Source organism: Mycolicibacterium confluentis (genome assembly GCF_010729895.1).
Taxonomy (GTDB): Bacteria; Actinomycetota; Actinomycetes; order Mycobacteriales; family Mycobacteriaceae; genus Mycobacterium; species Mycobacterium confluentis.
In genome coordinates, this window is sequence record NZ_AP022612.1 from 380,936 (window position 1) to 401,402 (window position 20,467).

Genomic DNA, 20,467 nt, shown 5'->3' on the forward strand with positions numbered 1-20,467 from the left:
ATGACTATTCAACCTAGTCGTCTAGAGGAGTAAGTCAAGCGTTCTGGCGCACTTGGTCGTTTTGCGACGTTTCAGCGCGCGGAGAAGTCGTATTCCAGCAGGTAGGCCGATGCCACCTTCACCGTGTCGCACACTTCAACAGCCACGTCGTTGGTGTCGTAGGCCGTCCGAACCACGGTGAGAACCGGCGCCCCTGGTGGAAGTTGCAAGGCGCGGCGTTCGTCGGGGGTGGGCATTCGGGCGCCCACCTCCTCGGTGAATCGGGCCAGGGTGTGGCCGGCCTCTTCGAGGCGCGCGTAAATGCCGCCTGGCCCGGTCTCGGTCTGCTCGATCTTGGTGCCTTTGGCGAAGGTGGCAGGAATGTAGGAGGTCGCCGTTTCGATTGGTTTGCCATCGGCGAGGTAGCGTCGTGAACGAACCACGACTTCATCATCAGAAGTCAGTCGAAGGCGTTCGGCGACAATCGAATCCGGCGTCTCGCGGGACACGGTGATGTTGTCGACCTGAGGTGTATAGCCGGACTTCTCCGCTTCCACGGTGAATGCGGCCTTGCCGCTGGCGCGATGTTGCCGCGCGAAGCGATCGGAGGCGAGTCGGCGAATTGGGGGAGCTGGCCGCACAAACACACCGCGACCGTGCTCGGAGATCACCAGGCCTTCGGCGCGCAGTTCCTGGACTGCCTGGCGGACTGTCATCCGCGCGACGCCGAAATGCTCGATCAGCTCGGCCTCGGAGGGGAGACGTCCGCCAGCTTCTAGCTGGCCAGAGCTGATGGAGTCACGCAACATGCTGGCGATCTGCCGATACGGCGGCTTATCGTCCGCTCGGTCGATCTGGCCAAGTTGCAGCACCTGAGAGCCTTCCCATACATGTCTAGGCGACTAGTCTAGGGGAAACGACACGTCCCCTGTTGCTAATGGAGTCGTCCGCGGAGGAGTCTTGCGCATGGCAGCCACACCAAAACACTCGGTCAGCGTCGCTGGCGTCGTGATCCGCGACGATGGTCGGGTCTTGGTCATCAAGCGCGATGACAACGGGCACTGGGAGGCTCCGGGCGGCGTGCTCGAACTCGACGAATCCTTTGAGGCCGGTGTTCAGCGCGAGGTGCTGGAAGAGACTGGACTTGAGGTCACGGTCGAGCGGCTCACTGGTGTCTACAAGAACCTGACCCACGGAATCGTCGCGTTGGTGTACCGGTGTCGGATCGCCGGGGGAGAAACTCGGGTGACCGAAGAGGCACGTGAAATTTGTTGGATGACTGACGAAGAGGTGCAGGCTGCGATGTCACCCGCCTTCGCCGTACGTGTGCTTGACGCACTAGCTAACTCAGGCCCGCGGTCACGTGCGCACGACGGCGTCGACCTTGTCTAGGTACCGAATCGTATGTTCCCTTTAGTGCCGCGCCTGTTCCATTGGGCACTAACGAAGAACAGATTGTCGGTGGCGCCCCGTCTGAGAGTTACCCCGGCCCTGAGAGCGGGATTCGACAGGTCGACCTACCTCCTGGAATACGCGGTAGCGGATGGCTCAGCCGGAGTTCGCACTCGTGACGCGTCCGCTGATGCGCATCGATGCAAAAGGGTGGTGCTGTGGTTTCGTCACCGCGAGTTGCGGACGAGAACCGATCGGCTTGTTTTAGACGGCAGAACTTCTATTGTTTTACATTATCTCAACTGCTAGTACTGTAGCAACTTAATAGCCGTCAACGGCAGGAATGAGAGGCGATGAATCCGACTAGTCGCGCGAAGTTGGGGGCCTACTTGATGGTAGGAGTCATCTCGTTAATGTTGTTTATTACGGGTACGCAAATGCCGAGCTTAGCAATGCGAGTGATATCTTCCGCGCCATTGGGTGTGACAATACTTTTCGCCGCTTACGATCGTTGGATTTGGCGTTGGCCGGGTTTGGTCCGATTGGCCGGACGCCCGTCGTTAGTCGGAACTTGGTACGGAGCGCTCACCTCGTACCGCTTTGACACTGAGTCCCGACAGCCAGTCGAATCTACGATCGATGTCGCTCTCGCAATCACTCAGACATTCACGAGTACGTCGGTCCGTCTTATGACTGCGCAGAGCGCCTCGCGCTCGGTTACGGCAGATTTCACCAAACGCGCCGAGGAGCCTGACTGCTATACCCTTTACTACACCTACGAGAACACCCCTAGAATCGAACATCGCGACCAGTTGGCCGTCCATCGCGGCACCACAGCCGCTACCGTCTACGGCCCACTGCCGAAACAATTGGAAGCTGAGTACTGGACCAACCGAGATACGAAGGGCAGCATCACGGCTCGTCGCATTTCTAATCGCCGCGCTACGACATTTCAGGAAGCGTGTCAGCTGGAAGCACGGCGCGACGCGGAGGCTAGGAGAGGTGGATGACTGATTGGGAGAATTGGCTGCGCAGCGCAGCGAAACGTCCGAGTGATCATGAGACGTCCAAGCGCGACCGCACAGAGCGCGAGATACGGGATGCACTAGCGAACTATGAGCCGCTTCGTGGCAAGCCTTACAGGGTTTATGCAAAGGGGTCTTATGTTAATAACACGAATGTAAGGCTGAACTTCGATGTGGACATCGCCGTTGAGTATTACGGATATTTCTACTACGATCTCGATTTCGAATTGAAGGGACAGGACAAGTCCGTCGTTGGCATCGTCGACTCTGAGGACCCGTATACGCGCGAAGAATTCAAGGCGGATATTAACGCGGCTTTGCAGCATGCGTTTGGCCGCAATGCGATTTCTGAAGGAGATATCGCTTATCGCGTACGTGAGAATCGGACGACCCTACCTGCGGACGTCGTTCCCTGCTGGGAGTATCGTCGGTACGACGCAATCAATATTTGCCATGTGGGCTCACGTGTGTATCCGACTTCTGGTGGATATAAAGACAACTATCCTGCTATCCAATTGCAGAATGGACGAGCGAAGACACGAGCTACGAACCGGCGGTACAAACGTATGGTGCGAGCACTAAAAAAGCTGCAGACCGTCCTCGCTGAAGCCGACTTGATCGACCATGAAATTCCATCTTATCTTGTCGAATGCATCGTTTACAATGTACCCAATGCGGAGTTTAATCACTCAACCTATCTAGCAGATATGAAGAGCGTCCTTGCTTTTGTCTTCAACGGCACCCTTTCAGGAGGGGGTTCGCCCGATTGGCACGAGGTCCACGAATTACGTTACCTGTTCCGAGGATCCGACTGGGATCGCACGGCGGTCCACGCGTTGTCCGACGCGGCATGGGAATACATCGGTTTCGAGTAATGTGCACCCGTACTTAGTGCCGCGCCTCCACTTCGATTGCGACCAACTGGCACCGGTACGCGTGACACCATTGCACCATGGCGCGCAAGACGATCGAACAGTTCATGTGGGCGTACCAACATATCTTCCGCCGATCGGTGAACTGGGCTCTGAGTCAATCGCTCAACCTAATCGGTGTAGATGCGGCTGAGCCCGAGGTATTTCTCATCGGGACTCTAGTCGACGGCGGCACCCGCCACCCGCTTTGCATCGAGCCCGAGGACGGTCCTATCGTGCCGGCGGATTTCGGTCAGCTCGATGAGCGCGCGTTAACCTTGTATCGCGAGAGTCCCGACAGTCGAATGGCTTTCGGAGATTCACGTCATCACGCGTTGAAGCACAGGGAGTTCCTCGATCGCGCGTACGGCGCTGCGATAAAAGAGGTGTTGGACGTTAAGCTCGCCCTGGACTTTACTGTCAGCTTGCCGACACGTGTCGAAGAGCACCGTGTATTTACTGCTGTCGGCCTGCCGCACTGGGTATTTGACGGCGCGCCACAGTTAACCCATGAGGCAGAGGACAACTATCGCCCCATCACACGCTCGTTGGTTCATGGCGTTGTCGCGGAGGCCCTTAGACAGTGCAGTCTGTCGCTGTATCTTCCCGATCCGTCAGCTATACATGCTGCGCCCCTGGATATCTCGAAGGCCGCCGCCAAGGCCCTAACCGAGTCCGCCGCAAGACTTGCAGGCACCGTAACGGGTGGACAACTGTTCGAAGGATTGAACCGCCTTGCCACCACGCCGTACGAGCGTCGAGTAGGTGTGGGGTCGCTACTGCTCACAGCGCAGACTGTTCAGCACGTGGACTGTTCGTTGAGATTTCGAAAACCTGTACACGTGAACGAAACTCGAGCCCTTCGAAAGCTCTTGGAGACGAGCAGTCGCAACGGCGAGTCATTGCTGACGGACGGTGAAGTCGCTTTCGGACTCGGTCGCCGCAAAGCCAACTACCCGGAGTCGTCGCAATCCGTGTTCCAGCTGGTCGTTGCCGGAAACGGGGCCTGGGAGCTTCTCCACGGTGAGGCGCGCCTCACTGCCGTCGAATTTGGCGAGCCGAGGCTCCCCGTCCAGCAGCTTAGGCCCGAACGGCTCAATGACATGTGCAGCCGCCTCTTCGAGGCCCCTGACAGCCATGCCTTATGGGGGCTGGCGCGCGCCGCGAGCGAAGCCGAGCATGGGACGATGCTTGTCATATCTGACTCTGCTGCTGACGAGGCAACACGGCTCGGAAGTCAAGCCTTTCTTGTCGAACCGACGCAGCTGTCGGCCGCGGGCATCCGACAGGTCACCGCGATCGACGGTGGCGTCCTCGTCGATCCAAGTGGAACGTGTTACGCCATCGGAGTGATCCTTGATGGGATGGCGACAACTCGGGGTGATCGTTCCCGGGGATCGCGTTACAACTCGGCGGTTAGGTACCTAGCATCCGCAAAAGCCCGCGGCGCACACACGGTCATCCTGCTGGTGTCCGAAGATGGGATGATCAACCTATTGCCCGAAATGCCGCCACGTATTTCCCGCTCGGAGCGCGACGCACTAGTGCTCGACTTGCGCGAGGCGGCGGCGCTGGAGCCTGTAAACGCTGAGCGGTTCTACAACGCGTACCGACGTGTAGAGGCAAAGGCGTTTTACCTGTCGCAAGAACAAGTCGATGAGGTCAACTGGCTGATGACGGACCACTGGAAACGGCGTATGGCGGCGGGCGGTGGCATACGCCTTCATGAAAATCCGCTCAGGGTGGATCCGGAGATGAACGAGGAGTACCTCCTTGAATAGCCCTGATTCACGTCGGCCCAGTATGGCGTCACAGCGCACCTGCGCGGTCCCTCCTACGCGCGCGCGGCGATAAGTGCGGCAAGACCCAAGGCTGGTTACGGCTAACTGCTGTAGACGTGGCTTGCTCTAAACTTCGCTTGTCGCTGAACCACTTCTGGTGGCTGAGCGAAGGTGGGGTCAGTTCGTGTAGTTAAAGGGCTGCAGGCCAGCAACTCTCATCAGAGTCATTCGTGCTCCGTAAAACTTACGAAGTACCTGGGCCAAGTCACGGGCTGCATCTGTCAACTGCGAGTGGGATGCGGGGTCGCCCAGCGTGGACAGCGGGGTAAGTCCCTTGGTGTGGTGGGGTTTCGGGGCTGAAGCCGACCAGGCTGGACCATGTCCGGTGTGTCATTAGGGCTTCGGGGTGGGCCATCGCGTAGTGGTCATTGAGTTACCGACCAAAGTGACTCAAGCAAAGGACACACCACGCGATGACCCAGGACCATTCTGCCCTGCTGGCCCAGCTCGATGCGCTCCGCTCCGCTGATGTCGGGGCGGTATTCGCCGAGTTGATCCGCGCCGGCCTGCAGGCGTTGATCGAGGCCGAGGCCACCGAGGCGATCGGCGCCGGCCGCTACCAACGCACCGATGGACGCAGCACTCACCGCAACGGGCATCGACCCAAGACGGTGTCGACCACCGCTGGCGACATCGAGATCCAGATCCCCAAGCTGCGGGCCGGCTCGTTCTTCCCGTCGCTGCTGGAACGGCGCCGCCGCATCGACAAAGCCCTGCACGCGGTGATCATGGAGGCCTACGTGCACGGCGTCTCCACCCGCAGCGTCGATGACCTCGTTACCGCGATGGGTGTCGGTTCGGGTGTCTCGAAGTCGGAGGTCTCGCGCATCTGCGCCGGCCTGGACCGCGAGATCGAAGCTTTCCGTACCCGCAGTCTGACCCACACGTCGTTTCCCTACGTGTTCTGTGACGCCACATTCTGCAAGGTGCGTGTCGGGGCGCATGTGGTCTCCCAAGCCCTGGTGGTGGCCACCGGGGTCTCCATCGAGGGCACCCGCGAGGTGCTGGGCACCGCCGTCGGTGACAGCGAATCCTTTGAGTTCTGGCGCGAGTTCCTCGCCTCGCTCAAAGCCCGCGGCCTGAGCGGCGTGCATCTGGTGATCTCCGATGCCCACGCCGGTCTCAAGGCTGCCGTGGTCCAGCAGTTCGCCGGATCGTCGTGGCAGCGGTGCCGGGTGCACTTCATGCGCAATCTGCACGGCGTGGTGGCCGCCAAACACGCCCCCGCGGTGACCGCGGCGGTCAAGACGATCTTCGCTCACACCGACCCCGCCGACGTTGCCGCCCAGTGGGACCAGGTCGCTGACACGCTGTCGTCGAGCTTTCCGAAAGTGGCGGCGATGATGGATGAGGCCAAGACCGACGTGCTGGCGTTCACCGCGTTCCCGCGCACCCATTGGCAGAAGATCTGGTCGAACAATCCGATCGAGCGGCTCAACAAGGAGATCAAACGCCGCGCCGATGTCGTGGAGATCTTCCCCAACCCCGCGGCGTTCCTGCGCCTGGCCACCGCTGTGGTCATCGAAGCCCACGACGAATGGCAGGTCACCCGCCGCTACCTGTCAGAGGTCTCCATGGCCGAACTGCGCAAAGTCATCGCCACCAAACAGCAAGCAGCCCAACCCGTCGCCGAACCACGTCAAATCGCCTAGCATTCACCATGACTCGTTGATCACTACGCGTGAACCCACGCCGATCCGAAGTCCACCACCCCAAGGGGCACTATCCGACGCTACGACTGCCGAATCGGCTCTAGCAACGCCCAAAGCTTTTCGATCTGAAGTTCTTAGGGTGTACGCATCAGCCGAAAATGCAGGGCGAGGAGCTATGTCGCGGTGATCTCGGTTTCGATCGGGACCTGCAGCTGCGTAGCGATCGGGGTGTAAAGGTCTATGCCCTGTTCCGCTGTTCTCAACGACAGAAGGAGCGCGTACCGGACTGGAAGATCCTTCCGATCGCTCCGGCCGTTGTTCTTCCACCAACCGCCGACTGGGAATACAGCGACTGAGTTGCAGCGCGCCAGCTCACTCCCGGATCCAGTCCACTCGTCCTGGTGGAGCGACCCGAGGTTGCGTTGCTGCTCCCCAAGAAGCCATCGGTCAGTCGTCGTTCCTCCGCCGGCTCCTCCGTCTTCCTGTACCTGCGCATCGCGGTTGATTCGGTTGATGAACTCCTGACGGGTCTCGACTGGGCCCTGGAGGTCGAAACGTAGCGAATGTGAAGGGTAGGCGTACCGGTTGCGCCAGCCTCGACGCGAAGCTGATGGCTCGATGAAGTAGGAAAGGGTGATTCGCAGCCGCACATCTGCGGCGCCGAGTTCTTCAAGGGCCTCGCGTGGCCATGGCAACGTGTGGAGCCGGAATCGTCTCATTTGGAAGGCGGTGCCTTCGAACGGGACGAACTGGTCTTGAGTGACCAGAGTGACCGCCCGTCGCGAAGAGTTCAGCACTGCGTCCTCTGTCGGCACCCCCCAGCCGTAACGCCGCAATTGTTCGAGGCGCTTCTTCTTGCCCTGAGGCGGCTGGATCCGCTGATTCATCGCCGGTGTCCATTCCGCCTCGTGAGTCAACAACCCCCGGATCGACTCAGGCCAGTAGTCGGGGTATCTGCCCATCGCCAGCGCTGCGAGCCGCGCTGCTTGGGCCGTGGCGGCACTGGTTGCATTCGCGGACGTCAGTGCGATGTCGCTTGCATTTCCGGTGGAGCGCAAGGCGAGGATCGGGAGCTTGTCCTCGAACATCTGCGCGCCATCGGTGAGAACGTTTCCTCCTTCCATGCAGATATCCGGCTTGATCGGTGCCTTCTGGTGTCTGAACAGCATTGATGTCCGACTGTGTGGCGACAATTCGCCCGCTTCGGCAAGCGGTTTCCAACCGGCATATTGGGGATGCTGGGGAGTTTTCGTTAGATCCGTATACGCCCCAACTGTCAACGCATTCCACGCCTGTGCAGGATCTTCGATCGCAGACAGATCCGAGTTGTCCAGGTGGTCGGGGCGGTAGGTATCCACATTTCCCGCCGCGACGACGATTAGCCGTGATGCATCGGCGTCCGGCAGTGAGATGAGCCGGAACTGGTCACCGTCACGATCGGAATCAGTGCCAACGGCCAAAGCATCGATCGCAGCCGACCACAAAGTGGGTTCGCCGGGGTTATCCGGCTCGGTGCTGAGGGTCAGCGCGAATACCCGCGGGCGATTGGCGGCAATTTCTGGCAGTGCCACGGCCTGCACAGTCGCACTGCCGTAGTCGATCGGATCCAAGGCTGCTTCGTCCGTGCCGGGCTCCATGCGTACCGATTCGAGGCGATGGCGCAACCGGATAGGGTCACCATTCTGCAGGGCATCATCGAGGTCTCCGAACAGCGCGATACCGGCCATTGATGTGCCGTGCCCGTAGGGATTCACGTCCGTACCCGAAGTGCCGATGACCGTGTGCAAGTCGGCCTCGTCGAGAGATGGTGACAGAAGCACGTGCCGGCGAAACACCCCAGTGTCAAGATGGCAGACCGCCGGTGCATCATCTTCAGCGGCAGTCACGCGCTCAGCGAGTTCGAGGACGTATTCTCCCTGCTCAGGGGCTGAGAGATCCTCGATTGTCTCGATGAACTCGGGCCGTCGGATCTCCGCTAGGGGCACCGCAGTGAACGGCAACGGCTGGAGTTCGGCCCAACTCGCTTCGATCCAAAAGACAGCGCGGTCGCGGAATCTGAACGAACGCGACTGTAATCGGAGTTCGTGTACCGCAGCGTAGCCGTGGAGAGTGTCGACGTGTTCGCTAGCAGTGTCCAGCCAGAGTTCCCACCAATGCCGACCCCGTTGAGGAGGCTCGCCCTCTGAAGTCCAGAGGTCATCCAGAACTGCAGAACGGATGCGGGAGATGTTGGCTACCAGGTCTTGGTTCTTGGGCTGGCCTGTTCTTGTGTTCTCCGCGAGATAGTCCTCGAACAGCTTCATGAATGCTGGGCGGTGTTTGTCCGACACCCACACCGTCGCTCGCTCGGGCTGGGAATCAGTTGCCGGCCGCACCGACAGAAGCAGCCACCTTGGCTGCTTCGGCATCTTCGTATGTCTGGTTAGGCTGTTGAGGGAATCTAGTTTCAGCGGGTACGCAGCGCCTTCCCCCTCAAGCACGATGGTCGTGCCCTGCGCCCTGAGCTCATCGTCAGTGAACTCGGTGGCCATCCGTGCGGCCTCAGAGGCTGTGAACGACTCATCGAGTTCACCATTGAGCACCGCCCCATGGGTAGCGCGATCCACCTTGCGTCGTTTGCTGGGGCCGCCGCCTCCGTTCATGTAACGACTGAAGTCCTCAGAAGCCGCGTATCCCTGAACGTAGAGGTGGTCGTACTGTTCTCCCCCGGCAGTCGAGCTATCCCCTTCAGCCAAGGGTGGCCGCTCGACGAGCCTTCAGCGCCACGATGATGTCCTCTCGCTCCACCTGCGACTCACCACGCATCAGCACAGCTTTGGCCGCCGATTCTGCGGCTTTGACGAGATCAGCATGGCTCAGCCCGTCGGTATATTCGCCGAGTTTGTTCAAATCTGTTTTCGCCGCCAGTGAGCCAAGGCGTCCCCGCATAACCGTGACCGCTTGACGCGCATCGGGCAGCGTGTAGACGAGGACCATATCGAAACGGCGGAACAAGGCCTTGTCCAGGATGGCGCGGTGATTTGTTGCCGCGATAACGATCGACTCCGGGCTTGAATTCTCAAGGAAGACCAGAAATGAGTTGAGTATCCGGCGGGCCTCGCCCACATCGTTCCCCGAACGATCAGCGCCTAACGCATCGAACTCGTCGAATAGGTAGACCGCACGCTCAGCCGCTACGGCATCGAACACGACACGCAACTTCGCAGCAGTCTCACCCATGAACTTGCTAAGTAGGCCATCGAGGCGCACGGTGTACATCGGCAAAGAGAGTTCGGTCGCAAGCACCGATGCTGTCATCGTCTTGCCCGTTCCGGGCGGACCTTCCAGAAGCAGACGATGCGACGGCGCGAACCCATGTTCGAGAAGATTTTTCCTCTGACGCTGCTCTGCAAGGATCTGTTTGATCTGGGCAATGCGCTCGGTCGGGGCAACCAGTTCTCGCAGTTTGACTTGCGGATGCGAGACTTCGACGAGCTCAGCGAGGTCGCCGCGGACACGGGGAAGCGCGGTAACGTTCGCCAAAGGCTTTCGTTCGCGCGACGAGTCCACGGCCTTCTTGATGTTCTCGGCAAGTACGTGATGCCCCTGCCGGGCTTCGCGCGCCGCGATCTGAAGTGCCACGGAGTAGAAGGCTGCATCGTCGCCTGCCGCATGATTTCGAACCATCGCGGTGATGTGCTCACCGAGCCCAGCCATTTCGCCTCCCTCCGTCGCCGCTGATTAACGTGTCTCTGATGGTACGGTCCCACCCGCATCCGACACTTGACGTCGGACGATTCGGGGTAGTCGGGTTCTCGACGGGCCTCCACCTGCCCTTACTCTCTCAAGTGACGTCTTTGCTTCCAATTCGGCAGGCTCAGCCGATGTTCGCCCCCGCTGCAAGCTGCGACGCAAAGGTCGGACCGTGGTTGACGAGTGCATACCCACCAGCGAGGCCGCCTCGGCTGCAAATCGTCCGTCGTCGCCGCGCCTGCCGGTGAACCACGGCGCCGCTTCGATGACCCTTGCGTGGGACCAGACGGATAGCCGTGCGCGGCACTACGGCGGTAGGGAAGCGGCTGGATGAGTCGCCGTACACCGCTTGGCTACGTGACCACCGCCGCATGATCCGGCGGGCAGCGAGGTACGCGTCCTGGGTCACCTCCACGACGGTGACGGCTTTCTTGAGCCCGTACACGCCCCAGAACCGGCCCGGTCCTCGACCCAGCTGCCGCCACAGCTCGGGCACGATGTGCTGATATTCCTTGTCGCCGTCGACGTTTGGTGAGGAATGCTTACTGAAGTAGATCGCCAGCCGCTTCGGGTCGCAGGCCTTCAGTCCGTTACGTATGTCGATGCCAGTCCCGGCGAGCCGGTGCCGGGCCTTCTGCTCAGCGTCGGGGTGGTCGACGACCTGTGCCCACGTCTCGGACAACCATTGAGCGAGCCCCGGCCCGAGCGGCCTGGCGAGATCGGTGGCGCCATCCATAGATGAATGTGTGGAGCGCCGCGTCGCTGAAACTCCAGCTTCCAGATGTAACGGGCGGGTTCACCGTACTCACGTTGGAAGCGCTTGCGCCACAACACCATATGCCGCTTCACGCTAGCTCCATCGGGTGCGACCACTTCCCAGTCGCCAGGGTAGGTGAGCGTGACCATGGCCGGAACGCGGCCGGATTCGACGAGTGGGCTGTAGTCGAGTTCAGCAAAGGTGCGGCACATCGAGGATCGCGATTTCCGGGACCACTCGGTGATGACAGCACCGGTCCCCGGCTGGTCGCGTTCCGTAGGACTCCGTCGTGTCATAGACACGACGGCCCGATGATCGTCCCCGGCAGCGAGATCGTCCTTGACTCGAAGCTCGGCATCGTCAACGTCACGTTGATGATGGCTAACGGCCCGTTCGGCGGTCTTCTCGGCACGAACAGGATTGGTCCAACTGAGTCGCACAACACCAGGGCCTACAGTGATGCGAAACCGTCCGGATTCCGGCTCCACCCCGCGACGGGCAGGGCCAGACGCCCACGGTGGTGCCGGTTCGAACAGCGCTGCGGCTGCGGTGACCATCTCGGGCGTCGGGAACCGCAGCCCCAATGCGTCGATCGCGCGCAGCTCGCCCGTCGAGATCCCGTCGTGCACCGACTCGCGGACATTTTCGGCACATATAACAAGCCCGCCGGCCGCGGCCGGGTTGAGGCCGGGTGCCGCGGTCGATGTCCGGCCGACCGCTGGCGCTCTCCCGCCCTGCGGCCTGGCGGCCTCGGGCGCTCGCGACCTCCCGTCCACCGAGGCACCTGCGGAACCGAGCCCGAACGGCGGTTCATCTGGTGCCGATGAACCGCCCTCCGATGGAGTCGAGTCGGTGGCTGATGATGCGATGCTGGGCATCGGGGTGCCTGCTCCCCGGAGCCGCTGAGTCCGCCCACAACGCATGCGGCGGCACGACCGCTCCTGGTCAGGAGCGCAAGCACCGTGTCCGGTTTATGTCCGTTCGTCGGACAGACCTGATGCGTCAGCGCAGCTCAATGCGGCGCATACGACGCACAGAATCAAATAAACCGCAGGTCAGTGGCTATCCCGTCCGCCTGAAAAGCGGAAGGTCGCCGGTTCGATCCCGGCCCTGGCCACCTTTAAAGCCACCTGCTGACAGGTGGTTTTCCTCGTTTCTGGGGCGCCCCTGTCCAGGCCATCCGCCACATAGTCACCCGGCTTCCTTATTGACTTGACTAGGCCTCAAGGCGACACCGATGTGTCGGGTCTGCGGACCCGCTCCGCGTCCTTCTTTTTCTTCTCCTTCTCCGGGGCCAACTATAGTTGTGTTACTCTAACTTTAGTTGGAGAGGGCACCGATCATGCAGCTGAACAGGCCGTTCGCCACGGTGACGCCGACCCTCGACGGCGACGTGCTCGCCGTCCTGGCGAGTGCAGACGTCCCTTTCACGATCGGCCAGGTCCGGCGCATCCTGACCCATGCGTCGGGGGAGGGCATCCGCAAGGTCCTCAACCGCCTCACCTCACAGGGCGTGGTGCAGCACGACGAGGTGGGCCGGACTCACACCTACCGCCTCAACACCGAGCACCTCGCGGCCGAGCCCATCATGGCGCTGTCGCGGCTGAACTCCACGTTCCTCAGTCGCCTCGAACAGCATCTGGACAGGTGGGGGTCGACGCTGCGCTACGCCGCGGTGTTTGGATCCGCCGCGACTGGGCGCATGAGGCTCGACAGCGACATCGACTTGTTCCTGGTGCGCGCCGCTGGCTCGGGCGACGACGTGGACGACGTGTGGGAGCAGCGGTTGACCGAACTCGCCCGACTGGTCACCGCGTGGACCGGCAATGACGGCCGCATCGTCGAGTACACCGAGGGTGAGTTCCACGCTGCGGCCGCCGCCGGTGAGCCTCTGTTCGATGACGTGTCGAAGCAGGGCCTGACCGTCGCGGGGACAAGGGCTTGGTTCAACGCGCAGCTCCGCTCGGCAAGGAGGTCCTGATGGCGGGGCAACGCAACTGTGACTCCGTGGTCACCGCGGGGCGCCTGTCCAAGGCGAATGAGTTCTTCGCCGCCGCGGAACATCTCGGGGAGGAGATGCCCAACGCCGCCGGGGACCTGTACGTGGACGCGGGTATCGCCGCCTCGGACGTCATCTGCTGCGTGCGCCTCGGCGTGCACTCCAACACCGGCAACCACAGCGAGGCCGTTGCATTGCTCAAGCGGGCGGACGGCGGATCCGAGCGGCACCTGAACACCCTGCTCAACTTGAAGAGCAAGGCTGCCTACACGCATCAGGACGTGACCGCCGCGGAGTTGAAGAAGATGAACCGCGCGGCGGAGCAGTTGGTCGAGGCGGCCAGGCAAGCAGTGGCCGCTCGGGGGTAGTTCGGGGCATTGCGCCGCCGTTCTTGCGGAAGGTCGCCGGTTCGATCCCGGCCTGGCCACCTCACTGGATTCACCCTCTCTTTCTGCCGTCCGCAGTCGGATATCCCGCGGACACACATCCGCGCCTCCCCTTATGAATTCGCGCAATCGGCCGTCGTTAGACGAGTTCTGTTTGCTGCGCTCCTCCACGGCAGGCGCCGATTGTGAATGGCCTGAAACCGTGAAACCCTGAAATGCATTGTGCTGCAGTGGATTCTGTGCTGAAACGATGCGCTGGCGCCAGGCGGCGGACCACGGTTATCTGCCCCCAGTGTCTAGCAGATGACGTCATCAGCAAACAGATTGGGCGGGTTGGCAAATTTGTCGGCCACCGGCGCCTTTCCGAGCGGCGCGTGTGGGAATGCTGTTATTAGCAAACGGAGGTGGCCCGGGCGCGCACAGTGAATGATTGCACACTGGGAAAAATATCCCCCTGCGTGTAAATCGCATCTCACCTGCGGATAGTGCTCCTTCTTAGGTCATGTGACCAACCCTTTCGCCCTGATGGTGTGTCCGAGAAGCCTGACAACATCGGTTGACTTACGCGTCACAGCTATGTTCACTGACAGGCGGACTCGTTCCCTACTCCGGAGTCAGTCCGCGAGTGGGTCGCCGTGGAGAGGAATGCAGGCAACATGTTCAGCTACGACGCGCTGAGGGGGCGTGAACGCAGGGAACTGGTCGAGTTGGCTGCCGAACACACAGGTCGCCTCGACGAGAAGGATGTGGATGGCAAGACGGTCGTGCACTGCGCGGTCGACGCCAACGACGTCGAGGTGGTCGAGGTCCTGCTGGAGTCCGGCGCGGCCATGGAGGCTCGGGACCGCTGGGGCAATACGGCCCTGTGGCGAGCGGTCTACCAACTGCCCGAGAGCGTGGACATGGTGACCGCGCTCCTGGACGCCGGCGCGGACCCCGATGCGGCCAACAACCACGGCGCCACACCCCGACAGTTGGCCGCCAAATACGCCGACGAGTATCCGGCGTTGGGGGAGTTGGTGCGGCGGATGGGCGAATCCGTCGATGTCGGCGACGAGGTCGCCTGATGACGGCCGCCGCGGGAACCACATCCGGCGAGGCGTTGCGCGGACTGATCATCACCGCGCTGGCGGACCGCAGTGAGCCCATCTCGACCAGCGAGCTGCGGCGCAGCCTCGCCGCACAGTTCAACGTCTACGTCATGACCGAGACGATGTACCGAGGCCTCGCCATTCTCGAGCGCCGGGGTCAGGTCGCCAAGCTCGACAACGACGGCCGCCGAGCCAGGTGGGTGTTGCGCGCCGACACCGCGCTGTCCGAACAGGACGTCGTGCCCGCCGTGTCGACGGCACATGCCGCCAGACCACTGCGCAACGCGAGCGACTGCGTCAAACTCGTCGGCCTCGACGGGACCCTGCTGCACATGAACCAGCGCGGCTGCCAGACGCTGGGCCTGCCGCTCGACGAGACCGATTTCGGGATGCCCTGGTTGGAGCTGTTGCCGTCGAGTATCCGCGGCGCGGGGATGCGGGCCCTGCAGACCGCCGCGGGCGGCACCCGCACCGAGTTCATCGGGAAGACCGTCGGTGCCTTCGGCGAGCCCACCTTCTGGCAGAACTCCCTGACTCCGGTCGCCGACGACGACGGACGCGCGGGCGAAATCCTGTGCCTGTCCCGCGACGTCACCGACGCGATCGCCGATCGCGCCACGCGGCGGCTGGGCGCGGCGAAACCCGCCGCTTCGGGGAGCCGCCGTCGTGCTCCTTCGCTTCCGGGCGGGAAGCCCATGATCGAGTTGGCGGGGACATTCCAACAGCGGCTCAACGCGCTCTTCGCGGGCGTGCAGGCGCCGGATCGCGGCGGCTACAGCAACAGCGAGGTGGTCACCGGGCTGGCGGCCAGGGGTGTGCACATCTCGGGTCCCTACCTGTCGCAGCTTCGGGCGGGTCTGCGTGAGCGGCCGTCGGAGTCGATATCGGGGGCGCTGTGCGACTTCTTCGGCGTGCGCGCGGTCTATCTGGCGGCGGAGTATCGGATCAGCGACCTGCCCTACCTGACGCGGTTGATCAGCGACCTCAGATGGCTCGCGTTGGCGCACGACCCCGACGTGCGGCGGCTCACCAGCCTGGTGCTCGATCTCGGTGAGAACCATCGTGAGGAGCTCTTCGGGCATCTCGCTGGACGCGCCGTCGACACGGACATCGCGCAGACGCCCTGACCGGATCCGCGTGGCAAAGCGCGGCGGCGCGTCCTCAAAAGGTGGCCCCTGTGCGACCGTTCCAACTGAACATGCAACAGTAACCCCATGCAGTTCTGGTCCGGCACGGCCTTCCTCCCGACGCGCGACCTGCTCGGCATCGCGCCCCTGCTCGATGAAGCCGGGTTCACCGGCATGTTCACCTCCGACCACCTGATCTACCCGCGACAGCTGAACACGCCCTACCCGCTGACGGGGGACAAGCCGCCGTGGCCGCCAGAGACGGAATGGCCGGACTCCTGGGTGACCATCGGCGCTCTGGCCGCCGTCACCACCCGACTGCGGTTCTCCAACGCGGTGTACATCGTCGGTGCGCGACCGCTCGTGGAGGTCGCGAAACAGGTCGCGACCGCCGCGACGCTGTCCGACGGCAGGGTGGAGCTCGCCATCGGAACCGGTTGGATGCGTGAGGAATTCGAGCTGCTGGGCCAGGACTTCGACAACCGCGGCCCGCGCACCACCGAGATGATCCACGCGCTGCGTGCACTGTGGAAGGGCGGTTGGGTGTCCTGGCAGGGCGAGTACTACTCGGTGCCGGAGATGATGATCGAACCGCATCCACCCGCCCCCGTGCACATCCTGTGCGGCGGCGACTCCGACGTCGCGCTGCGGCGGGCTGCCGAGCACTGCGACGGGTGGGTGGGCCTGGCGTACAAGTGGGACGACGCCGTCTCCGTCGTCGAGCGTCTGCAGAAGTTCAGAACGCAGATCGGCCGCGGGGAGGAGCCCTTCGAGATCGTGCTGTCGCTGCTGCACGCACCGTCGGTGGACCTTTACCGGCGGGCAGAGGACATCGGCATCACCGGCGTGATGTGTGCGCCGTGGCGGGGGGACCGCTACCGCGAGGGAATCGAGAAGTTCGCCGAGGACATCCTGGCAAAGGTTTGACGACACCGTAATCGGGCAACAGTTGAAGCGTCCAACTACATCTGGAGGATCTGATGAACCGCTTCATGGCGATGGTGATCTCGGGCTTCGCGGCCGCGGCTGTGATGACAGGCTGCTCATCGACAGTCATCAACCAGGGCGGCGACACCAAGTGCAAGGACTTCACCTCCGCCGAGGAGAAGACCCAGAACGAGGCCATCACCAAGATGCTCAAGGACGAGGGCAAGAACGAACCGTCCAACATCGAGCTCACCGCCACCCGGACCGCAGTGCAGACCTACTGCCAGACTGTCGGCACCCCGGACGCCACCATCAGTCAGGCCCCGCACCTGTAGACAACGAGACCGGCCGTCATCTCCTGGATGGGGAGATGGCGGCCGGTTTCGTTGTGGGTGGAGTCAGGACGCGTCAGTGTCGGTCGCCGGTCCACTTTGTGTCGCGCCGCCCTCATCGGACCAGTCGGTGCGGTCGCCGTCGGCCTTGGCGGGATCGCTGTCGCCCTTCGCAGGGTCGCTTTCCACGTCGTCGTTGTCCTGCGTCGGTTGAGTCATGCCGACGGACTACCCCGTACCGGGTGATCTCACTCCGCTACCGTGGCCACATGCACGCATTCCGCGCCGCCGTGGAGGCCGGCGACTTCGACGCCCTGCCTGCGCTGCTCGCCGAGGACGTGGTGTTCCGCAGCCCGATCGCGCACAAGCCCTACCACGGTCGCGACACTGTCGCGGTGATCCTGACCGCGGTCGAGAAGGTGTTCAAGGATCTGCGCTACGAACGCGAGATCGGTGCACCGGACGCGGCGGACCGTGCGCTGGTCTTCACCGCCAAGGTCGGCGATCTCGACATCAACGGCTGCGATTTCCTCCACACCGGGCCGGACGGCCTGATCGACGAGTTCACGGTCATGCTGCGCCCCCTCAAAGCCGTCAACGCCTTCGCCGAGCAGATGTCGGTGGAGTTCGCCAAGGCGATGGAACAGGCCGGCAGGTAGTCGCACGCCACAACGCGTAGTTCGCTACGCGTGATCCTCCCGCCCGCACCCGGAACGCTGATGGTGTCAGCACGGCACGGGAGGCGGCCATGGCGAAGATCGGCAACGACCGAATGATCGTGCGGGGTGAGCGGCGGACAGACAACAGTTGGCTGTTCACGATCTGCTACACCGCGCACTTCGCGGAGTCCGACCTCGGCCTGCGCTTCGACGACGCCATCGACATCCGGTGCGTGCACCGCGACGGCGGCCAGTCGCCGCACTACGCCCCGCCGGTGTCGTTCAGGGCGACCGGAACCAGGGTGTTCCGCAAGAAGCGTGTCGTGGTGCGAGGCGAGGACTACGACGCCCGCGCGGGTCTGGACGCGGTGTGTGCGTGGATTCGACTCCACCATGAGGCCCCGGTGCAGACTCAGGGTGTCATCGACGACGAGCAGCCCACCCCACCGCTGGTGCCCAGTGGCGGTGCGCACCACGCGACACCGCGTCGTGCGACGGCTCAGTCACTGCGCTGCTGAAGCTGCTGCACCCAGTCGCGGGGGACGCGTCCACGCGGGCCGGGTGCGGTCTGGTCGGCCGGACGTGACTGTGGCGGCGCCAGTTCCGGACCCGCGTCGTAATCGTCGGTGTCGTAGTTCCAGAACCAGGCCTCGCCCGGCTCGAAGGACCGGATGACCGGGTGGCCGGTGGCCCGCCAGTGTGCCGTCGCATGGCGCATCAGCGAATCGTCGCAGCAGCCGATGTGTCCGCACGCCGCGCAACGGCGCAGATGGAACCACCAACCGCCGGCCGTCTCGCATTCCGCGCACCCGGTACCACTCGGTGTGGCCGACGGATCGATGTGGGCGCCCATGTGCCGACACTACTGCTGCCCAAAGCGTCCGGGTCCACGATCTGTTTCGCTAGGGTTTGCCAATGGCTGTCAAAGATTCGCGTGAAGTGGTGATCGAGGCGACTCCCCAGGAGATCCTGGACGTGATCGCCGATGTCGAGGCGACGCCGACCTGGTCCCCGCAGTTCCAGAAGTCCGAGATCATCGACACGTACGACGACGGTCGCCCGCGCCAGGCCAAGATGACGGTCAAGGCCGCCGGCCTCACCGACGTTCAGGTCATCGAGTACACCTGGACCGACTCCAGCGTGAGTTGGACGCTGGTCTCGGCGGGACAGTTGAAGGCACAGGACGCGACCTACACGTTGACCCCCGACGGCGACAAGACCAAGGTCCGGTTCGACATGGTCGTCGACCCGTCGGTGCCGATCCCCGGCTTCCTGCTCAAACGCACCCTCAAGGGCGGCATGGAAACGGCCACCGACGGGCTGCGCAAGCAGGTACTCAAGGTCAAGAAGAGCTGACGCCGCTGCGGCGGGTCGATGGCACTGCGCGGTCACCGTCGCTACGTTTGAAGCATGGCCGTCCGGGCGTCACGAGAAGCCGTGTTCGACGCCTCGCCGCAGGCGATCCTGGACACGCTCGCCGACATGGACGCACTGCCGTCGTGGTCGAAGCTGCACCGTGACGTCACCGTGCTGGACCGTCACCCCGATGGCCGCCCGCACCACGTGCAGGCGACCATGCGCCTCATGGGCGTCACCGACCGGGAACTCCTTGAGTACCACTGGGGCGAGGACTGGGTGGTCTGGGATGCCAAGGACACGTTCCAGCAGCGCGGGCAGCACGCCGAGTACAACCTGACGCCCGAGGGTGAGATGACGCGCGTGCGGTTCGACATCACCGTGGACCCGTCGGCGCCGGTGCCCAGGTTCCTGCTCAAGCGGGCCAAGTCGATCGTGCTCGACACCGCGATCGATCGACTGCGTAGTCGCGTGACGCGCAACCGCGGCTGACTCGTCGTAAGGTGCGCAGATGCCCCACCCGCATCGGCGTTCCCCGCTGCTCGAAAGGCTTGCGGCCGACCGCGATGCCGGCCAGTCCGACACGGTCCTGACGGAGCTGCGCCGGGTGATTCTCGAAGGCGCGGTACCGCCCGGCACACCGATTCCGCCCGCCGACGTGGCGGAGATCCTCGGCGTCAGCCACATTCCAGTGCGTGAGGCCCTCAAGACGCTGATCGGTGAGGGGCTGGTGGCGCACCGCCAGAACGGCGGCTACTCCGTCGCACAGTTGACCGCGCAGGAGTTGGGCGAGATGTACATCGTGCGTGAGTCGTTGGAGTCCGCGGCCCTGGCCACCGCGGTGCGGCGTGCCACCGACGCCGACCACCACGCCATCAGCGTGCTCAATGATGCATTGGCGCAGGCAGTCTCGGAAAACGACGCGGTCACCTACCATCGTCTGAGCCGACGGTTCCATATGGCGTTGACCCGGCCGTCGGGCATGCACAGGCTGCTGCACATGCTGGAGGTGGCGTGGAACATCACCGAACCCGTGCAGCCCATGGTCCATGTCAGTCGCGCCGACCGCGCGCGGTTGCATGCCGACCACGGTGACATGCTGACGGCCTTTCTAGCCCGCGATGCCGACCGCCTGCTCGCGGTGTCGGAGGAGCATGCGCGTCGCCTCAACGAGGTGATCTCCACGCTGCCCTCGGACTCAGGACTGCTGGCTCCCGAAGATATATTTCGGCCGCAATAGCGGCATATCGCCGACGAAATACGGCGGCAACACCTTCTCCATAGCGTCGCAGCATTCCTGA

Annotated in this window: 22 protein-coding genes, 1 tRNA gene and 1 pseudogene; 17 read left to right on the forward strand and 7 right to left on the reverse strand. The window is 62.8% G+C overall.

The annotated features are described in order from the left end of the window. Positions 1 to 71: 71 nt before the first annotated feature. Positions 72 to 851 carry a GntR family transcriptional regulator gene (locus tag G6N34_RS01695; protein ID WP_085156280.1) on the reverse strand — a complete coding sequence of 260 codons (780 nt, stop codon included), beginning with the start codon at positions 849 to 851 and terminating at the stop codon, positions 72 to 74. 94 nt (positions 852 to 945) lie between these two features. Here G6N34_RS01695 and G6N34_RS01700 point away from each other — a divergent pair, with 94 nt between their 5' ends. The 5 genes from G6N34_RS01700 to G6N34_RS01720 all read left to right on the forward strand — a co-directional run bounded on the left by G6N34_RS01700 (position 946) and on the right by G6N34_RS01720 (position 6,800). Continuing rightward, entirely contained in the window at positions 946 to 1,371 is a 426-nt protein-coding gene (locus tag G6N34_RS01700; protein WP_085156277.1) for an NUDIX hydrolase, read from the forward strand. A gap of 452 nt (positions 1,372 to 1,823) precedes the next feature. Then, complete coding sequence (locus G6N34_RS28415) at positions 1,824 to 2,381, forward strand: Cap15 family cyclic dinucleotide receptor domain-containing protein (protein WP_456320153.1); 558 nt, start codon at positions 1,824 to 1,826, stop codon at positions 2,379 to 2,381. Next, the gene (locus G6N34_RS01710) at positions 2,378 to 3,271 is read left to right on the forward strand and encodes a nucleotidyltransferase-like protein (RefSeq protein WP_133057821.1); all 894 of its coding nucleotides are present in this window, start codon (positions 2,378 to 2,380) and stop codon (positions 3,269 to 3,271) included. Before G6N34_RS28415 ends, G6N34_RS01710 begins: the two co-directional genes overlap by 4 nt. A gap of 77 nt (positions 3,272 to 3,348) precedes the next feature. Next, on the forward strand, positions 3,349 to 5,088 hold the full coding sequence (locus G6N34_RS01715; protein WP_085156274.1) for an anti-phage protein: 1,740 nt from the start codon (positions 3,349 to 3,351) through the stop codon (positions 5,086 to 5,088). A 473-nt stretch (positions 5,089 to 5,561) separates the two neighbouring features. Beyond that, entirely contained in the window at positions 5,562 to 6,800 is a 1,239-nt protein-coding gene (locus G6N34_RS01720; protein WP_085150668.1) for an IS256 family transposase, read from the forward strand. A 173-nt stretch (positions 6,801 to 6,973) separates the two neighbouring features. Here G6N34_RS01720 and G6N34_RS01725 read toward each other — a convergent pair whose 3' ends face one another. From G6N34_RS01725 to G6N34_RS28550, 4 genes and pseudogenes are all read right to left on the reverse strand, one after another. Further along, positions 6,974 to 9,535, reverse strand: coding sequence for a S8 family peptidase (locus G6N34_RS01725; RefSeq protein WP_197746678.1), 2,562 nt, complete (start codon positions 9,533 to 9,535; stop codon positions 6,974 to 6,976). Beyond that, on the reverse strand, positions 9,528 to 10,496 hold the full coding sequence (locus G6N34_RS01730) for an AAA family ATPase (protein ID WP_085150173.1): 969 nt from the start codon (positions 10,494 to 10,496) through the stop codon (positions 9,528 to 9,530). The genes G6N34_RS01725 and G6N34_RS01730 overlap by 8 nt, the downstream gene beginning before the upstream one ends. A 160-nt stretch (positions 10,497 to 10,656) precedes the next feature. Then, complete coding sequence (locus G6N34_RS27835; protein ID WP_234812796.1) at positions 10,657 to 11,268, reverse strand: hypothetical protein; 612 nt, start codon at positions 11,266 to 11,268, stop codon at positions 10,657 to 10,659. 50 nt (positions 11,269 to 11,318) lie between these two features. After that, positions 11,319 to 12,212: pseudogene (locus tag G6N34_RS28550) on the reverse strand (rolling circle replication-associated protein); the annotation flags it as partial. Between the two features lie 129 nt (positions 12,213 to 12,341). On the opposite strand from G6N34_RS28550, the gene G6N34_RS01740 reads away from it, so the two are divergent. From G6N34_RS01740 to G6N34_RS01770, 7 genes are all read left to right on the forward strand, one after another. After that, positions 12,342 to 12,406, forward strand: a tRNA-Phe gene (locus tag G6N34_RS01740). A gap of 225 nt (positions 12,407 to 12,631) precedes the next feature. Further along, positions 12,632 to 13,270: a nucleotidyltransferase domain-containing protein gene (locus G6N34_RS01745; protein ID WP_085150175.1), complete on the forward strand. Its 639-nt coding sequence runs from the start codon at positions 12,632 to 12,634 to the stop codon at positions 13,268 to 13,270. After that, positions 13,270 to 13,656, forward strand: a complete 387-nt coding sequence (locus G6N34_RS01750) for a hypothetical protein (RefSeq protein WP_085150177.1) — start codon at positions 13,270 to 13,272, stop codon at positions 13,654 to 13,656. Before G6N34_RS01745 ends, G6N34_RS01750 begins: the two co-directional genes overlap by 1 nt. 674 nt (positions 13,657 to 14,330) lie before the next feature. Then, positions 14,331 to 14,741, forward strand: coding sequence for an ankyrin repeat domain-containing protein (locus tag G6N34_RS01755; RefSeq protein WP_085150179.1), 411 nt, complete (start codon positions 14,331 to 14,333; stop codon positions 14,739 to 14,741). After that, on the forward strand, positions 14,741 to 15,892 hold the full coding sequence (locus tag G6N34_RS01760) for a PAS domain-containing protein (protein ID WP_085150181.1): 1,152 nt from the start codon (positions 14,741 to 14,743) through the stop codon (positions 15,890 to 15,892). The genes G6N34_RS01755 and G6N34_RS01760 overlap by 1 nt, the downstream gene beginning before the upstream one ends. 87 nt (positions 15,893 to 15,979) lie before the next feature. After that, a complete protein-coding gene (locus G6N34_RS01765; RefSeq protein ID WP_085150183.1) occupies positions 15,980 to 16,819 on the forward strand; it encodes a TIGR03619 family F420-dependent LLM class oxidoreductase in 840 nt (279 codons plus the stop codon). Positions 16,820 to 16,872: 53 nt separating this feature from the next. Continuing rightward, a complete protein-coding gene (locus G6N34_RS01770) occupies positions 16,873 to 17,154 on the forward strand; it encodes a hypothetical protein (RefSeq protein WP_085150185.1) in 282 nt (93 codons plus the stop codon). A gap of 63 nt (positions 17,155 to 17,217) precedes the next feature. On the opposite strand, the gene G6N34_RS27555 is transcribed toward G6N34_RS01770, so the two are convergent. Then, the gene (locus tag G6N34_RS27555; protein ID WP_165763640.1) at positions 17,218 to 17,370 is read right to left on the reverse strand and encodes a hypothetical protein; all 153 of its coding nucleotides are present in this window, start codon (positions 17,368 to 17,370) and stop codon (positions 17,218 to 17,220) included. A 50-nt stretch (positions 17,371 to 17,420) separates the two neighbouring features. Here G6N34_RS27555 and G6N34_RS01775 point away from each other — a divergent pair, with 50 nt between their 5' ends. Continuing rightward, positions 17,421 to 17,810: a nuclear transport factor 2 family protein gene (locus G6N34_RS01775; RefSeq protein ID WP_085150187.1), complete on the forward strand. Its 390-nt coding sequence runs from the start codon at positions 17,421 to 17,423 to the stop codon at positions 17,808 to 17,810. A gap of 89 nt (positions 17,811 to 17,899) precedes the next feature. Further along, on the forward strand, positions 17,900 to 18,328 hold the full coding sequence (locus G6N34_RS01780) for a hypothetical protein (protein WP_085150189.1): 429 nt from the start codon (positions 17,900 to 17,902) through the stop codon (positions 18,326 to 18,328). On the opposite strand, the gene G6N34_RS01785 is transcribed toward G6N34_RS01780, so the two are convergent. Further along, complete coding sequence (locus G6N34_RS01785) at positions 18,310 to 18,663, reverse strand: UBP-type zinc finger domain-containing protein (RefSeq protein ID WP_085150191.1); 354 nt, start codon at positions 18,661 to 18,663, stop codon at positions 18,310 to 18,312. The two genes, G6N34_RS01780 and G6N34_RS01785, sit on opposite strands and share 19 nt — an antisense overlap. 62 nt (positions 18,664 to 18,725) lie before the next feature. Here G6N34_RS01785 and G6N34_RS01790 point away from each other — a divergent pair, with 62 nt between their 5' ends. Genes G6N34_RS01790 through G6N34_RS01800 form a run of 3 tightly spaced genes read left to right on the forward strand, consistent with a single transcriptional unit; the run spans position 18,726 to position 20,406 of the window. Then, complete coding sequence (locus G6N34_RS01790) at positions 18,726 to 19,166, forward strand: SRPBCC family protein (RefSeq protein WP_085150193.1); 441 nt, start codon at positions 18,726 to 18,728, stop codon at positions 19,164 to 19,166. Between the two features lie 54 nt (positions 19,167 to 19,220). Beyond that, positions 19,221 to 19,658, forward strand: coding sequence for an SRPBCC family protein (locus G6N34_RS01795; RefSeq protein ID WP_085150195.1), 438 nt, complete (start codon positions 19,221 to 19,223; stop codon positions 19,656 to 19,658). Between the two features lie 19 nt (positions 19,659 to 19,677). Next, complete coding sequence (locus tag G6N34_RS01800) at positions 19,678 to 20,406, forward strand: GntR family transcriptional regulator (RefSeq protein ID WP_085150197.1); 729 nt, start codon at positions 19,678 to 19,680, stop codon at positions 20,404 to 20,406. Positions 20,407 to 20,467 lie beyond the last annotated feature (61 nt).

Bases quoted from the DNA above. Each gene is read 5' to 3' on its own strand.
- G6N34_RS01700 (WP_085156277.1), top strand. From the start codon at position 946: ATGGCAGCCACACCAAAACACTCGGTCAGCGTCGCTGGCGTCGTGATC.
- G6N34_RS28415 (WP_456320153.1), top strand. From the start codon at position 1,824: ATGCGAGTGATATCTTCCGCGCCATTGGGTGTGACAATACTTTTCGCC.
- G6N34_RS01710 (WP_133057821.1), top strand. From the start codon at position 2,378: ATGACTGATTGGGAGAATTGGCTGCGCAGCGCAGCGAAACGTCCGAGT.
- G6N34_RS01715 (WP_085156274.1), top strand. From the start codon at position 3,349: ATGGCGCGCAAGACGATCGAACAGTTCATGTGGGCGTACCAACATATC.
- G6N34_RS01720 (WP_085150668.1), top strand. From the start codon at position 5,562: ATGACCCAGGACCATTCTGCCCTGCTGGCCCAGCTCGATGCGCTCCGC.
- G6N34_RS01730 (WP_085150173.1), bottom strand. From the start codon at position 10,496: ATGGCTGGGCTCGGTGAGCACATCACCGCGATGGTTCGAAATCATGCG.
- G6N34_RS27835 (WP_234812796.1), bottom strand. From the start codon at position 11,268: ATGGATGGCGCCACCGATCTCGCCAGGCCGCTCGGGCCGGGGCTCGCT.
- G6N34_RS01745 (WP_085150175.1), top strand. From the start codon at position 12,632: ATGCAGCTGAACAGGCCGTTCGCCACGGTGACGCCGACCCTCGACGGC.
- G6N34_RS01750 (WP_085150177.1), top strand. From the start codon at position 13,270: ATGGCGGGGCAACGCAACTGTGACTCCGTGGTCACCGCGGGGCGCCTG.
- G6N34_RS01755 (WP_085150179.1), top strand. From the start codon at position 14,331: ATGTTCAGCTACGACGCGCTGAGGGGGCGTGAACGCAGGGAACTGGTC.
- G6N34_RS01760 (WP_085150181.1), top strand. From the start codon at position 14,741: ATGACGGCCGCCGCGGGAACCACATCCGGCGAGGCGTTGCGCGGACTG.
- G6N34_RS01765 (WP_085150183.1), top strand. From the start codon at position 15,980: ATGCAGTTCTGGTCCGGCACGGCCTTCCTCCCGACGCGCGACCTGCTC.
- G6N34_RS01770 (WP_085150185.1), top strand. From the start codon at position 16,873: ATGAACCGCTTCATGGCGATGGTGATCTCGGGCTTCGCGGCCGCGGCT.
- G6N34_RS27555 (WP_165763640.1), bottom strand. From the start codon at position 17,370: ATGACTCAACCGACGCAGGACAACGACGACGTGGAAAGCGACCCTGCG.
- G6N34_RS01775 (WP_085150187.1), top strand. From the start codon at position 17,421: ATGCACGCATTCCGCGCCGCCGTGGAGGCCGGCGACTTCGACGCCCTG.
- G6N34_RS01780 (WP_085150189.1), top strand. From the start codon at position 17,900: ATGGCGAAGATCGGCAACGACCGAATGATCGTGCGGGGTGAGCGGCGG.
- G6N34_RS01785 (WP_085150191.1), bottom strand. From the start codon at position 18,663: ATGGGCGCCCACATCGATCCGTCGGCCACACCGAGTGGTACCGGGTGC.
- G6N34_RS01790 (WP_085150193.1), top strand. From the start codon at position 18,726: ATGGCTGTCAAAGATTCGCGTGAAGTGGTGATCGAGGCGACTCCCCAG.
- G6N34_RS01795 (WP_085150195.1), top strand. From the start codon at position 19,221: ATGGCCGTCCGGGCGTCACGAGAAGCCGTGTTCGACGCCTCGCCGCAG.
- G6N34_RS01800 (WP_085150197.1), top strand. From the start codon at position 19,678: ATGCCCCACCCGCATCGGCGTTCCCCGCTGCTCGAAAGGCTTGCGGCC.